At 35.3% G+C, this 15,136-nt stretch carries 15 protein-coding genes; 5 read left to right on the top strand and 10 right to left on the bottom strand.

Going from position 1 to position 15,136, the window contains the following annotated elements; all coding sequences use genetic code 11:
• Window positions 1-18: 18 nt before the first annotated feature.
• A complete protein-coding gene (locus tag ABC346_RS19990) occupies window positions 19-981 on the bottom strand; it encodes a metal ABC transporter solute-binding protein, Zn/Mn family (RefSeq protein WP_317958640.1) in 963 nt (320 codons plus the stop codon).
• 536 nt (window positions 982-1,517) lie between these two features.
• Here ABC346_RS19990 and ABC346_RS19985 point away from each other — a divergent pair.
• The 3 genes from ABC346_RS19985 to ABC346_RS19975 all read left to right on the top strand — a co-directional run bounded on the left by ABC346_RS19985 (window position 1,518) and on the right by ABC346_RS19975 (window position 4,695).
• On the top strand, window positions 1,518-1,856 hold the full coding sequence (locus tag ABC346_RS19985; RefSeq protein WP_317958641.1) for an AbrB/MazE/SpoVT family DNA-binding domain-containing protein: 339 nt from the start codon (window positions 1,518-1,520) through the stop codon (window positions 1,854-1,856).
• Between the two features lie 200 nt (window positions 1,857-2,056).
• Window positions 2,057-3,523, top strand: coding sequence for a UDP-N-acetylmuramoyl-L-alanyl-D-glutamate--2,6-diaminopimelate ligase (locus ABC346_RS19980; protein WP_413236617.1), 1,467 nt, complete (start codon window positions 2,057-2,059; stop codon window positions 3,521-3,523).
• A 2-nt stretch (window positions 3,524-3,525) separates the two neighbouring features.
• Window positions 3,526-4,695 (top strand): D-alanyl-D-alanine carboxypeptidase family protein, encoded by a 1,170-nt coding sequence (locus tag ABC346_RS19975; protein WP_413236616.1) that lies wholly within the window; start codon window positions 3,526-3,528, stop codon window positions 4,693-4,695.
• Window positions 4,696-4,935: 240 nt separating this feature from the next.
• On the opposite strand, the gene spoIIP is transcribed toward ABC346_RS19975, so the two are convergent.
• On the bottom strand, window positions 4,936-5,943 hold the full coding sequence (gene spoIIP, locus ABC346_RS19970; RefSeq protein WP_413236615.1) for a stage II sporulation protein P: 1,008 nt from the start codon (window positions 5,941-5,943) through the stop codon (window positions 4,936-4,938).
• A gap of 667 nt (window positions 5,944-6,610) precedes the next feature.
• Entirely contained in the window at window positions 6,611-7,441 is an 831-nt protein-coding gene (lgt, locus tag ABC346_RS19965; protein WP_413236614.1) for a prolipoprotein diacylglyceryl transferase, read from the bottom strand.
• A 276-nt stretch (window positions 7,442-7,717) separates the two neighbouring features.
• On the opposite strand from lgt, the gene ABC346_RS19960 reads away from it, so the two are divergent.
• Both ABC346_RS19960 and ABC346_RS19955 read left to right on the top strand, forming a co-directional pair.
• Window positions 7,718-7,936 (top strand): hypothetical protein, encoded by a 219-nt coding sequence (locus ABC346_RS19960; protein ID WP_413236613.1) that lies wholly within the window; start codon window positions 7,718-7,720, stop codon window positions 7,934-7,936.
• A gap of 44 nt (window positions 7,937-7,980) precedes the next feature.
• Window positions 7,981-8,136, top strand: coding sequence for a cupredoxin domain-containing protein (locus ABC346_RS19955; RefSeq protein WP_413236612.1), 156 nt, complete (start codon window positions 7,981-7,983; stop codon window positions 8,134-8,136).
• A 69-nt stretch (window positions 8,137-8,205) separates the two neighbouring features.
• Here the strand turns inward: ABC346_RS19955 and ABC346_RS19950 are convergent, their stop codons facing one another.
• The 7 genes from ABC346_RS19950 to ABC346_RS19920 all read right to left on the bottom strand — a co-directional run bounded on the left by ABC346_RS19950 (window position 8,206) and on the right by ABC346_RS19920 (window position 14,863).
• On the bottom strand, window positions 8,206-8,412 hold the full coding sequence (locus ABC346_RS19950) for a hypothetical protein (RefSeq protein WP_317958647.1): 207 nt from the start codon (window positions 8,410-8,412) through the stop codon (window positions 8,206-8,208).
• A gap of 8 nt (window positions 8,413-8,420) precedes the next feature.
• Window positions 8,421-9,797 (bottom strand): sensor histidine kinase, encoded by a 1,377-nt coding sequence (locus tag ABC346_RS19945; RefSeq protein WP_413236611.1) that lies wholly within the window; start codon window positions 9,795-9,797, stop codon window positions 8,421-8,423.
• A 1-nt stretch (window position 9,798) separates the two neighbouring features.
• Complete coding sequence (locus tag ABC346_RS19940) at window positions 9,799-10,503, bottom strand: response regulator transcription factor (protein ID WP_413236610.1); 705 nt, start codon at window positions 10,501-10,503, stop codon at window positions 9,799-9,801.
• A gap of 117 nt (window positions 10,504-10,620) precedes the next feature.
• Window positions 10,621-11,814, bottom strand: coding sequence for a c-type cytochrome biogenesis protein CcsB (gene ccsB / locus ABC346_RS19935; RefSeq protein ID WP_317958650.1), 1,194 nt, complete (start codon window positions 11,812-11,814; stop codon window positions 10,621-10,623).
• 52 nt (window positions 11,815-11,866) lie between these two features.
• Window positions 11,867-13,507, bottom strand: a complete 1,641-nt coding sequence (resB, locus tag ABC346_RS19930) for a cytochrome c biogenesis protein ResB (protein ID WP_413236609.1) — start codon at window positions 13,505-13,507, stop codon at window positions 11,867-11,869.
• A 36-nt stretch (window positions 13,508-13,543) separates the two neighbouring features.
• A complete protein-coding gene (gene resA, locus ABC346_RS19925; RefSeq protein WP_317958652.1) occupies window positions 13,544-14,116 on the bottom strand; it encodes a thiol-disulfide oxidoreductase ResA in 573 nt (190 codons plus the stop codon).
• Window positions 14,117-14,155: 39 nt separating this feature from the next.
• On the bottom strand, window positions 14,156-14,863 hold the full coding sequence (locus ABC346_RS19920; RefSeq protein WP_317958653.1) for a cytochrome c biogenesis CcdA family protein: 708 nt from the start codon (window positions 14,861-14,863) through the stop codon (window positions 14,156-14,158).
• Window positions 14,864-15,136: the final 273 nt, after the last annotated feature.

The raw sequence follows: 15,136 nt of genomic DNA, 5'->3' as shown, positions 1-15,136 counted from the left end.
GTAGGTGGTTTTCTTTTGTTATTGGGTAGCTTTGACAAGTATATCCAAATTGTAATTCATTAGGTAAAAATAATCCTCATCATTCTCAATATCTTCTTCAGTTAAAACAGACAAATTATGAATGGTTAAGGATTCCGCACCAATTTGTTCTTGAATTACTTCCGATATTCTGTTCAAGCTGTTTTGTTCATACAGGATATAATCTAAATTGGATTCTTCTGCTTGGTCAATTATTTCCGTTAACTCTTTTTGTGATGGTTCACTGCTTGATGATAGTCCTTTTATTGAAATCTGTTCTATGTCGTAGCGTTCTTCCCAATATCCGAAAGCCGCATGAGATACAAGAATTTGTTTCTTCTCTTTTTCTCCTAATATATCGCTGAAATTTTGATCTAATGCGGTTAATTCTGCTTCTAATGCTGCAAAGTTTTCATTGTAGGTAGCCTCTTCATCCGGATTTAATGCAATAAGTTCCTCTTTGATAATTTGCGACAATTCTATCATTCTTAGAGGGTCAAGCCAAATATGCGGATCCACTTCACCGTCGTCATGTCGGTCACTATCATTCGATTCTCCAGCATGTTTATCTTCATCCACACGCCCTTCTTCGGTTGGCACAAACAGTTCATTGTGCTGTCCAATTTCAATCAGTTTAACTTCTTGAGAGGAAAGCGTCTCTGCAGCTGTTTCCGCTAATGCTTCTAGCCCAGCGCCTAAATATATAAACGCATCACTTTCTACGATTTTTGTCATATCTTGTGATGTAAGTTCATATGAATGCTCATCTACTCCCGGTGGGTATACGGTTTCAACCGATACTGTATCTCCGGCAATCCTTTCAGCAGCATACTGAACAGGATAAATTGTTGTGTAGGTAGTAAGTTCTGTATCATCTTCAGTTGATGCTTGATTGGATGGCGAGCAACCAATTGTAATCAAGATAAGTATTAGAACTATTCCTATTTCCTTAATATCTTTCACTCTCGTCTTCCTCCTATTTTGCATAATTTTACTTCCACATCATACCGTAATGATTACTGTTTGAAAATAGGAAAGATTACGATTTATATTTCTGAATGTGGTAAATCAAAAATTGTTGAAAAGTAATAAAATTAGTCTTATTGTTAATAGCTGGTGGCTTATTTAAAAAGCAAACGATAAGAAAGGCATCAAAATTGGGTGTTAGTATTAGTGATTTAATAAGGATTATAAAAAAATGAAAGTCACTGTCTTAAATGGCCTTTTAAAACTATGAATGTTAAATGTGATGCAAGTGGGCGGGAGTATTCATCTTCGTCTACTTTTAAAAATCACTTGGTTGTCGTTTTTATATAATCACTTCTCCAGAGAACTCCGCACATACTTTATCACGCTCTTTTTTACTGAGTGTATAATACGTAAAGACTCTCTCCAAAATTTTTAAATCGTAAAGATTCTTGTGAATAAGTAAATTCTGCAGAGTTTCTTGATATTTTTATTCTAAAATAAAAAATATTTCTGATCTGAGGTGTCGAATAATGACTAATTGCTTACTAGAGCGTGACCAATTAACAGATACCGGTATCGTATGTAAATTAAGCAAGAGGCAGACTATCACAATACCGAAAAAAATTAGAGAAAGGTTATTTATATTGGCTGGAGATGAAGTTACTATATCTATAATAGCCAAGTCAAATGAGTTGATCATTCAAAAAAACGCTGGAAATACATTAGAAAATAAAATGATTATAAACGAAAAAGGAGCAATTCGAATCCCTATAGAATTGGGAAGGTTTCTTTCACTAAATAAAGGGGATTCGTTTCTCCTTTATTTAGCGGATCACGACCCTTTTATCTTACTTAAAAAACTAAACTAGAAATCACATTTCATAGAATAAAGTCATCCTTTTAATTTACCTTGTTATTTATATAAAACACCTCTAATTGAGGTGATATAACCAATTTAACACTGGAATATTAAGCTAATATTACAAGTACCGAATCTGCACATTTTCTCCATCTTTTCTATTTAAAATTAAACAGGTATTAACATTTGCATAAGAGGAGTCAACCACCTATGAAGTTAAAGAGCCTTATTGAAGGAATTAATAACACAAGCAAAATAGATTCTGAGACAGCAAACCTCACTATTACAGGTATAGCAGATAGTTCAGTTAATGTGTCACAAGGCTATATTTTTGTGGCCATTAACGGGTTCAATCAAGATGGTCATCAATTTATTCTGAAAGCTATTGAAAAAGGTGCATGTGTAATAGTAGGTGAATCAGAAATCACCGGTTTAACTGCACCTTATATACAAGTTGAGAATAGTAGAAAAGCTTTGGGTATCATTGCAAATAAATTTTATGGCAATCCTTCAAACCAAAAGCTAATGATCGGTATTACAGGGACGAATGGAAAAACAACGACAAGTTATATCTTGAAACATCTCTTAGAAAGTAATGGAAAATCATGTTCGTTAATTGGAACCATAGAAAATGTTATCAATGGCCAGGTTAAGAAGAGCGTTAACACTACTCCAAGTTCATTAGATTTACAAAGATTAATAGAAGAAAGTAAGGATGAGGTTGTCATAGTCGAAGTGTCCTCACACGGGTTATCTCAATATAGAGTGCAGGGCATAACATTTGATTTTTGCTTGTTTACGAACCTTGAACATGAACATTTAGATTACCATCCTACGATGGAAGATTACTTTCAAACTAAAATGTTATTGTTTGACCATCTGAAAGAAGGTGGACAAGCCATTGTTAACACGGATAATCATTGGGGTAAAAGACTGGCTAAAATCTTACAGGGCAAAGGAATTAACGTTAATTCTATTGGCCAATCTTCTGATAATAAAGTGAGGTTACTTTATTTTAACTTCAAAAACTCAACTATTTTCGTTGAAGATTGTAATGATGTAAAACTTATTTTTTCACCTATGCATGGAATTCACAATATGTATAATACGTTGATGGCTTGTGTTAGTGCCAGACTATTGGGTCTTAGTGAGGATTCTATTATTGAATCCGTTTCAAATTTCCAGGGTGTAGAAGGGCGCTTTGAAAAAATTAAACTGACTAATGGCGCTACAATTGTAGTCGACTATGCCCATACAGCAGAAGCTATTTTACACTGCTTAACAACTGCAAAGCGGTTAGGTGCAAATAGAGTAATTCATATATTCGGCTTCAGAGGAGACAGAGACCATACTAAAAGGCAGGAAATGTTGACGGTAACCTCCGGCACAAGCGATCAATATATATTGACCCTGGATGATTTAAATTCTGTTCCTCAAAGTGAAATGATAGAAACACTAGAAAACCTGAACACTCTCTATGGAAATGAAAAAGGACTTGTCATTCCCGATCGAACCCTAGCCATAAAGTGGGCTATCGAACATAGCAATCCAGAAGATTGGATTATTATCACGGGAAAAGGGCATGAAACATACCAACAAAATTACCGTTTACAAACTGAGTCTGATAAAGACACCGTTTTGTATTTTACAAAGAAAATACATTCCTGGAGTAGTTGAATATGAGGAAAATATTATTATTTATCACAACTTTTGTCGCTATAAATTCTTTGTTTGTTTCAAAAGCCTTCGGAGGTCCCAATCCTTCTCCTCCAATAGTGGCGAGTGAGGCTGCTATTGTACTGGAAGCAAGTTCAGGACAGGTTCTTTATGAAAAAAACTCCAATTCTCCAATGTATCCTGCAAGTGTGACGAAAATTGCTACAGCAATCTATGCGATTGAAACAGGTAACCTGAATGACATTGTAACGATTAGCAGTAATGCCAGTGCCAGGCATGTAGAAGGTACCACCGTCTTTTTAGAAAAGGGAGAAGAAGTATCATTGAAAAAGCTAATTCAAGGTTTATTAATCAATTCAGGGAATGATGCGGGTGTAGCAATTGCAGAGCATTTAAGTGGTAGTGAGAAACAGTTTTCTAAAGACATAAATATCTATCTTAAAAACGTTATTGGCGTCCAGAATACTAACTTTGTAAACCCTCATGGTCTATTTGATCCAAAACATCGTACCACTGCAGAAGATTTAGCGAAAATAACACGGTATGCCATGAAAAATGCAACCTTTAGGGAAATATTCGGAACAAAGGAATTAGAATGGGATGGGCAAACATGGGACACAACCATACTGACCCATCATAAATTAGTAAAAGAGGAAATACCTTATGAAGGTGTAACAGGTGGGAAAAATGGCTTTGTCAGTCAATCCGGCTATACGTTAGCAACAACCGCAAAGCGAGGTGGTTTAACCCTAATTGTAATCACCTTAAAAGGCAGCATGAAAAATGATTCGTATGATGACACAATTAAGTTACTAGACTATGGATTTAAGAATTACAGAACATCCATTATCCCAAAAGGAACTAAATTTATGGTAGCAGATCAAGAATATATAGCCTCTGAGAAAATAGCTTATACTTACCCCAAAAGTGAGCAACTGAGTAAAGCAACCAAGGAGGATGGAACCTTAGAAATCACTACTCAGGATGGAATAGAAATAGCTTCTTATCAGTTAAAGGAAGTTCTTAATGAAACAAAAACTGAATTGAAAAAGAAACTTGTGAATGAAGTAAGATTCGATTCCATTTTTGGTCATCTCAATCCATATTTAGCATATTTTTCTATCGCCTTTCTATTAAGCATAATTGGTATATTCTATCGCCAAAAAATATAGTCCTTAAGTAAGATAAAATGAAAATGCAATCCATTCTATTAATGAATTGCTTTTCATTTTATCCTTTCCCATATAACAATAGTTATTTATATTTCCAACTAGAATTAAACCTATTGATTAGGAAGATGCCGCACACAAATAATAACCTCCCTATGAACATGAATAGAAAAACAATTCCAGATGTTAATTTCTCATATGTTTAGGTCTTATAGTAATATCTTAGTTACTGAGCATTTACTTCTATTGCGCCCTCGTTTTTAAGTAAACCCCTTTACTTAGACCAGGGTAGCTTTCTTCAAGTTTTTCGTGGATATCTTTTGCAAACAGTAAATTTTCTTGATAATTCTCATGTTCTTGCCCTACAACAAAATATAACCTTGCGTAATTTTTACCATTAATAGTCGTAGTTGTACTTTCTTTTCTCGCTGAATCTCTATGAATATCTATATAGTAGGAGATACTCTTACTTTGTGCTGATACAGTCTCAACAAGTTCACGTGACAATGTATACGAATCGGTATAATCCCATCCCTTATCGTTTAACGCCTGCGCCATATTCGTATCTTCATGTTGAGATTTTATCCCATATTCCTCCAGTTTATTACTTAACATCGATCCAACAAGTACTACATTTTCTTGGTTATCTGTACTAGAAGAATCACTTGGCTTAACATCCTTATTCATCAAAGGTAAGTATCCTTCCCAACTATGGGAATGATAAATAAAAACAGAAGGATTTTTGCTGGTAATACTCTCTTCGTTAGCCGATTCTTCACTATTCGGCTCATCTTCCTTGTTGATATTTGAGTTTTCTCCTTTAAGCAATTCATCAAAATCGGGTGGAGGAGATTCCTGTGGGAGATTCGAATAATCTGACCCCTCTCCCGCAATATAAATTTTAGTGTTGGCACTGTTAAATCCTGGGATTTCCTTCAAAAGGAATGTTGATATATTATTAGTTCTAATTCCAGTTACCGCTTCAAAGGCTAAATTAGATATTGAAGGTACCTCTAATTCCCCTTCAAGAAAAACTTTAAATTGAGGAATCTCTTGTCCTACCATAAGAAGGAATGCGTCTGTAATAGTATCTGAATTTGCAATTCCTACATAATCTTGATATTGGAAAATGTTGATTTTCATAGTTGGTGTATTAACTACTAATACTATTATGGAAAGTATAAAAAAAAGAAAACCCAGTATTATTGATAGAAAATTAACGTTATTTTTTTCCTTAATTTTAGTTTTCATCCATAAAACACCTCTAGTTGATTCTATATGAGGTTGCTAACCAATTTAGAAGTTTTAATCTCCGTTACTTTCAATGTCTTTGTCGGTTAGAATCGATAAATTATTATACGTTTAATTAAATCTGCATAAAACCATTTCACTGATTAATTACAATTTAGATGCACTTGATAAAGCAATCAAATAATAATAACACAATATTGAATATTGCTATTATTTAGATCAAAAGGTGTCATCTTTTTGATCCACTAAGATAGATTGTTAAAAATAGGTTTGCAGGCCTGTTTTGGAGTCTTGACAAGGAACCTCTGTAGTAATAATTTTTGGCAATAAACGGCAGCTATAATCCTATCATTACTACCTCATTGAATCAATTTTATGGTACAAGTGGTTAATTTCAATGGCAATATTCAAACATAAGCCCACGTCGTCTAGAGTGAGCTCCTTTTATTCAATCTATTAGTTTGAAACAAAGTAAATTACATTCCTTCAATTAGAAGAACTTTTTGGGATGGTGGACCAGGTAGCGATAGGAAAGAAATTTGATGCGGAAAGAATTGATTTCACACAAAAGGCGTTACGTTTCTATATTGTATTAAAAAATCCAGCGCTTAATTTGCTATATTTAATAAATAGATTAAACCAACTTTATAAACGGATATTGCCGTGATTATTTTCTGTTATTTTTTCCTGAACCGAAAATGACAGCTTTTATTGTTTTACGACGATAAATGATGTAAATGATCGATCCTATGATAAGTAAAATCGAGACTATTTGTGCTGTCCGTAGATCACCAACTACATATAAACTATCGGTACGCATGCCCTCAATAAAAAACCTTCCGATAGAATATCCTATTAAATAAGTTAGGAAAACTTCCCCTCGCAATGGATTAAATCTTCGTAATAACAATAGGAGAACGAAAATGATAATGTTCCACAACGATTCATATAAAAACGTAGGATGATAGGTTACGCCATTTATCGTCATTTGATTGATGATAAATTCAGGCAGTAAATCATATAAAAACGAACTCTCTAAAAGCTGGCCCCCATGTGCCTCTTGGTTCATAAAGTTTCCCCAGCGGCCGATTGCTTGTCCTAAAATAAGACTTGGTGCCACAATATCGGCTAATTGCCAAAATGATATGTTTTTCATACGGCAAAACACAATTGCCGTGAGCACACCACCGATAATCGCTCCATGTATGGCAATTCCACCTTCCCAAACAGCAAACGCACGCCAAAATGGGCCTTCAGCATAATTTTTCCACTCAAAAATTACATAATAAATTCGAGCAAAAATAATTGCAATTGGGACGGCATAAATTATAAAGTCCGTAAGTAAATCTCTCTTTAAACCAAGCCGTTCTGCTTCTTTCATGGCTAGCCATAAGCCTAATGCGGCTCCTGTAGCAATAATAACGCCATACCAATAAATTGTAATCGGTCCAATTTCCAAAAACTCCCTATCTAGTGGTACTCCTGAATTAAATATCATTATCTAACCTCCTATTCTAATGACTTATTTATAAATAACCCTATTCTAAACCTTAACGATTGTATGTGCAGATTTTATCCATTTTGATTAAAATATTTTAAAATATGTTCTGTGTTACGCAATCGGAACAATAGAATATTTTATTTCATTTGATTTTTTATCCAACTTCCTCATTATTGTCATATTTTCTGTATAATTAGTTGACATATAATTCATATAATTATTTTTAATTAGTTATTACAATAATTATTGGAAATTACATAGGAGGGGAATTAGTTGAAGAAAAGTATAGTAGCAACAATATTACTAGGTTTAATTGTAGTACTTGCCGCATGCGGTGGAGGTAACACCGATAGTGACAGTGACGGGAACACCGAAATAAATAATTCAACTGGAGAGACAGAAAGTACCAGTTCTTCGGAAGATTTTACTCTGAATAACGATATTGAAATTAAAGCAAAAACTTTCAATTTGACCAGGCTGAATACACTGTAAAGGCTGGGGAAGAAGTTAATATAAGTCTTGTAAATGATGAAGGAATGCATGGATTGGCCATTGATGACCTTGATGTAAGAATAGATGGTGGTGGTGATGCAGTCTTTACACCAGAAAAACCAGGAGAATACGCCATATATTGCAGTATTCCTTGTGGTGAAGGTCATAACGACATGGTATCTACTTTGATAGTGCAGTAAATTTAACTATTATAACTTGGACCACCTGCTTTTGCAGAAGGTCCAAGTTATATGAAAAGCAATTAAGGCTTATTTATTTTTTCTCCCGATAAGGATTATAACATATAAAACTCCAATAATTATCCCTGGCAGCCCCGTCCACAAACAGATTTGAATAAGTGTTGTCACATAAGATTTAATCGACCCATTCCCCCACATTGTTGCACCAGAAACAGTCAGACAGGTTAATCCAATGATAATTAAGGATATTGCTAACAACCATTCAATTTTTTTCATATTTCCCCCTACTCCACTTTTGGGAAGCTTAGCTCAAACTTTGTTCCTCTATTAACTTTGCTACTTACTGAAATTGTCCCATGTTGGATTTCGACTAGATTCTTAACTATAGCCAGTCCCAATCCCGTTCCTCCCAATTCTCTTGACCGTGATTTCTCAACCCGATGGAAACGCTCGAAGATGAGAGGAAGTTCTTCTTTAGGAATCCCCATACCTGTATCCTCTATGGTTACATATACGTTATTTTTCTTGCTCCTTACCTTGAGAAAAATAGAGCCTTTTTCTGTATATCGAATTGCATTCGTTAACAAATTTATAAAAATCTGTTCCAAGCGATTACCATCAGCCTCAATGAACGGGATATCTTCGTCAATTTCAGTAACTAACCTCAATCCTTTTTTTTCGAGTTCGATCCCAATCTTCAAAATGATAGTTTTCATAATTTCTACGATATCAACGGTTTCCATTTGAAGATCTATTTTACCCTCCTCCATTTTTGATAGATCAAATAAGTCATTAATCAACCTTAGTATGTGATCCGATTCATCTTCAATAATGGTCAGATATTGTCGTCTTTCCTCTTTTGTTTCATACAGATTGTTTTTTAATACATTTGCATATCCTTTCAGATACGAGATGGGTGTACGCAGTTCATGTGAGATACTTGCGAAAAGTTCTCTACGGTTAGCTCTGTATTGATTTGTTTCCATTGCAAGGTCATTGATTGCTGCACCCAGTGAGCCTAATTCATCATTAGGTAGCTTGTTGACGCGTATATCCAAGTTTCCTTTTGCTATCTCCCTTGTTGCCCGTTCCATTTCCAACAGTGGGTTTGACATTTTTTTAGCCAGAAAAAAAATAATTCCCAATCCCAAAAAAAACGCGCCCACTGCAGACAAAATTAATAAATCCCTAATCTTACGAACGGGTTCATGGGCATCGTCTACAGGAGCCAGGACAAAAAAGGAACCCTGAAACGTATTAGAAAGCATGATAGGATGACCATGACCAAGGTAGATATTATTTGTTTTCTTTTCCTCGACGTTTTTTCGAATTGACTCGCCTTCTGATAATTGCATGAGTTCGTTGTTACTCAAGGCATTGACTTGAACACCAGTGTCTGCTATGATTCTCCCACTTGCATCCGTAATATAAATCTCCTTATTGGTGAAATATGCGAGATTCTTATACATATTTATCATCGTCTCATCATCGAGTGACGTTATCGTATTTGCATATTTTTGAGAAAGTTCTCGAATCTCTTCCTGTATTTGATTATAATAGAAGTTAGTAAATATTTTATCGGCCACAAAACCTAAAGGTAATAACACGGCCAAAATCAGGCACATCATGATTCCGCCAAGCTTCAAGACAATTCTATTCATGTTAGGTTTTATCCTCTTCTGTATTTAAAAACCTGTATCCTACTCCCCAAACTGTTTTGATTGGATTATAGGAAAACCCGTACTTACGAAGTTTTTCACGTATATTCTTCACGTGTGTATCAATTGCTCGAAGTTCCCGCATTTCGTTTGTAGCCCAGATTTTATCCAATATCATTTCACGTGTAAATACCCTCTTCGGCTGACTGGCAAATAAATACAGAATGTCAAATTCCTTTGGCGTTAATCCGATTGGTTTATCCTTTACCTTTACAGATCTACTGATCATGTTAATAGAGAGGTCCTCAAAATATAATATCGGTGTATCATTCTCTTTATTTATCATCTTCTCTCTACGGATCAAGGCGGTGACTCTAGCTACGAGTTCCTCAGGAGCAAACGGCTTTATTAGATAATCATCCGCACCGATATTAAGTCCATGAACTCGATCTTTAATGTCACTTCGGGCTGTTAACATCAAAATCGGTACGTTTTTTGTCTCCCTAACAGTTGCACATACTGCCCAGCCATCAATATCTGGTAACATGATATCTAGAATCATTACGTTGTAGAGTGTTTTATCTAGCATTTGAAGTGCTTCTTTTCCGTTTTTTGCCTCATCGATATCAACATTTATTTTAGATAAATGAATCTTTATCAAGTTTCTCATATTCCATTCATCATCGACTACTAAAATTTTATCTTTCATATCCAAACCTCATTTAATTACCTTAGCTTTCTAGATTTCTTTACTCTAGATCCTACCACATTTTCCGCATTTCGTAATAACAACCTCTAAATATAAGGTCAATGTTTAAAACAAATATCATGCGTAAGAATGTAGTCCAGCTATAACTAAGTTCACCACAATTAGGTTAAACATAATAATAGCAAATCCAATTACTGCTAGCCATGCAGATCTTTCACCATGCCAACCTCTTGAAAGTCTTAAATGTAAAAATGCTGCATAGAAAAACCAAGTTACTAGTGCCCATACTTCTTTGGGGTCCCATCCCCAAAAGCGTCCCCAAGCTTCCTGAGCCCATATTGACGCAAATATTAATCCTCCCAATGTAAATATCGGGAATCCAATTGCTACGGAACGGTACATAATCTCATCCAACAAATCTGGGTTCACGTTTTTTAGGAGTGGTTGCACGCTTGCTCCAATCCGTTTACGAAAAGCTAATCGAACGATCACATAAAGGATAGTACCTATAAAGAATGACCATATAACCGTATTAAACTTCCTACCTGCATCAGCTCCCTGCATCCAGGTAGGTGCATCAAACCATGGTTTCATGACACCTTCTGTTAAAAGGGTTCCTTCGTTTGGAGCTACAATAGGTGGTAAATGATACTCCGTTGTTATCCCGATTGCATTTCCTTCTGTATACTCAAATGACGCATTGTAATTCATTACGTTAAAGATAGATGTAATTACAATAAATCCTATGAATAGGAAGGTTGTATAAAGTATAGCTTCAAGCCATGTATTCTTTGCAGTGCGTCGGATTTGATCTAATTGTCTAATTAAATACATTAACCCCGCCACTAGACTAATGAATAAGATTCCTTGCCCTAGCGCAACAGTTGTTACATGAATGGATAACCAGTGGCTTTGCAAGGAAGGTACCAATGGTGGTATTTCCGTTGGGAACATACTTGCATACGCAATAATAACGAGTGCAATCGGAAGGGCAAATAACCCTAATGATGTAAGTTTATAATAAAAGTAAATAATGATAAAAGCTAGCACCATACACATTCCAAGGAATGTCATAAATTCAAACATATTACTTACTGGGGGATTTCCGCTTGCCATCCATCTTGTAATAAGATAAACGAGCTGAGCGATAAACCCAATAATGGTGATCGAGATACCAATTGTTCCAGCCTTTGTTCTTTTTCTGCGTTCATTTTTTTTTTGCCTAATTGTTGCACCGAAGAAAATGGTAGCAACTAAGTACAAAATAAAAGCGGTATAGAGCATCATACTGCTTACATTCAACAAATCCATTACATGTTCTCCTCCTTTTTGATGAATAAATCTGCATTTTTTACATGCAGACTTATTTATCTAGTTCCTGCTGATCATCAACCATTTTTATCGATGTATTTTCAAGTGATTTTTCAATATCCTTTTTAATCCCAAACCAGTTTTTATTCGTGTGGGCTGCCATTAATAATCCATTTCCTTTAGGTTGAATCCAAATTCGCCTGTGCTGCCAATACATTCCTTGAATAACCCCTATCATAAAGATAGCCGAACCGACACCGAAAAGTGGCAAGGTGTAATCTCTTCGTAGTTGTAATCCACTTACATCATGCAATTCAAAATCCTGTAAGCCAATTGTATATTCATTTTCTCCTGTTGCATCAATATTTTTACCAATCCCAATGAAGCTGACTTCTGCAGAATCACTACCTGGAGGATAGACCAACAAGACAAATGCTGGGTTTTTCGGATAATTTGTTTCTGATGTCGGTATACCATTATCGTTTAATACATAATCTGGATAATACTGATCAACTTCAACTTTAAATCCATTTTCCAACATGTATTCGGATTCCGGATTTGTTAAATCAATAGTAAATGTGTCCAAAGATTTCTCATCTGGATCATTCGTTTCATAAATTTTAAGTGTCAAACTTGTAAATTCATTTAACTGGTAACCAGATTGATACAATGTATAGCCTTCAAATTTTGCAGGTATATTCATTTGAATAGAGCTCTCCAGTATTGGTTCCAGTTCGGGCTCTGCACCTGGAATAGAACTATCATTTGCTTGATAAACAACAACATCGGTCTGAAAGTTACTAGGTACCATGCCCTGCTGTTCAATAGCTGCTTTAAACCGTTCATCATTTTCGTCGTGTATTTCCATAATAAAATCGTTGTTTTTTATGTAGTACTCCCCATCTGTACCTGGAATAACCTTCTGTTCCCCTTCTCTGAGCCATATAAATGCGTCCTCGTACAAAAGAGGCGTTGAACGGAGGATTGCTGCAAGTAAAATGATAATGAGACCAATATGATTGACATAAGGTCCCCATCTTGAAAACCTTCCCTTCTCAGCCAAGATATGGCCATTTTCATCTCGAACTTTATATCGCTGTTTTTGCAATCTTTTCTTCACTTGTTCGATTTCTGCATCTGTAACACGTTCTGTTTCACTGAACAATCGTTGTCTATTTAGAAAAGTTTCATGTCGCTTGGCTTTCTGCTTTTTTAGAGCTTTATAGAGAGGCACAAATCGATCCAAACTGCAGATCACTAAAGAAATACCAATGAGTCCAAGCAATATCATGTACCACCAAGAGCTATATAATTGGTAAAAACCCAACTGGTAATAAATAAGCCCTAAAATACCAAATTGATCTTCATAATATACTGCAGGGTCACGTGATATTGCATTTTGTGGTATAAACTGAGCTTGTGGGAAAATTGTCCCGAGCATCGAAGCGACCAATGCAATAACAATTAGCCAAACCCCGACTTTTACAGATGAAAAAAAGCTCCATATTTTGTCAACAATCGACGTAGTGTATGTTTGCGAACGTCGTGCCGTACCGTCATAACGCATATTAAGAAGTTTCTTTCCTTCGTTACCATCAATATGCTGATTCTCTTCTATAGGTTTACCACAGGCTTCACATAATACCGTTCCTTCTGGGTTGATATGTCCACATTCACATTTTATTTTTTTCATTAGAATCCCTCACAATCAGCATGTTGCTTATTTTCGTTACTGTGGCTGAATATCCTGCAAGTAACCCTCAAGCCTTTCTAAACTTAATGCCCCACTGACAAATTCCTCAATTTCACCGTCAGGATTTATAAAAAATGTACTCGGTAACGGTCCCACTTTGTATAAATCTCTTATCTCTGCCGTTTTATCATGCGGTATAGGAAACGTTAAATCATACTTATCGATAAATCCGTCAACAACGAGTTCCGTACTATCTAGGCTAACAGCTACAATTTCAATTCCCTTTTCCTTGTATTCCGGATACAATTCCTGCATATAAGGCATTTCTTCTTCACATGGTTTGCACCAGGTTGCCCAGAAATTTAGCATGACACCTTTTCCTTTTAAATCACTTAATTGGACCGTTTCTAATTCATTATTTTTACTAATTTGCGTTAGTTTAAAGTCAGGCGCTTTATCTCCAACACGATATACCGTATTATCGTCCTTTAAATTTGAAACGAGCGCAAATACCACTGCACCTAGCAAAACTACTAATATAGTAGACCTGTATATAAACCGATTTCTTTTCTTATTTTTTTTCTTCCTTTTTATTTGATCTAAACTCATTTATATCACTCCCAAATTTCAATAAAGGAAACTTATCATCTAAAAACCTCTAAACCCTCCAAAAATAGGGATTAATAACGAAATAATGACTGTCATTAAATCAAAATACAAGAGTATGCCCATGATAATCATTAAAATACCACCAATCATCATGAACCGGTTTGCATATTTTTTGATGAACGTCATTTTATCAATAAACAGCGTCATGATTAAAAATGGTATTGCAAATCCCAAGATGTAAAAAATCATGTAAAAAAGTCCCATCCCTGGATTCACTACGCCTAACGTAATCACCGCGGCCAGAATAGGTCCAGTACAGGGCGTCCAACCAGCAGCAAAGCCCAATCCAATAAGAACAGATCCCAGGTAACCTGCCGGTCTTTTTCGAAAATGAACCTTTTTATCCTTAAGCAAAAAGTTAAACTGTAGGATCCCCGTAAGAACCAACCCAAAAAATACCAATATGACAGCACCAAGCTGTCTTAACAAATCTTGATATGTTAAAAAGAATGTTCCTATAAATGAAGTTGATAATCCGATAGCCAAAAAAACGACCGAAAACCCCAATAGAAAAAGGATTGTATGTATTAAAGCTTTCTTCCTTAATATTCCTCGTTCAGCTTTTAGCTCGTCCACCGTCATTCCAGTTATATAGGAAAGAAAAGCGGGATAAAGAGGAAGTGAACATGGTGATAAGAATGATAATAGACCCGCACCGAATGCAAGGAATAAATTTAGTTCTCCCAATAATAAGAACCCCCTATTTACAATTTAAGTATTCCATCGTTAGTATAAACAAACTATATGTGGAAAGTGTGAAGATTGGGTCAAAATACCAAAAGGCAAAACAGAAGTGAATATAGGCTGTAACTGAAAAAATTTAATAGATAGTTTACTCTAGGTAAAAGGAAACCCTTATTACGCAAAAATATAATGAAAAAATAAGTATTCGCCGTTGCAAAATGTTTATATTATTAAACATCATCAATAGAGGTACCAAAGGGGGGGAAGTGGGAAATG

Origin of the sequence: Oceanobacillus phoenicis, assembly GCF_047238145.1 — a bacterium.
Lineage (GTDB): Bacteria > Bacillota > Bacilli > Bacillales > Amphibacillaceae > Oceanobacillus.
The sequence above is the reverse complement of the archived record's forward strand: the minus strand, read 5'-3'. Positions and strand labels throughout refer to the sequence as shown.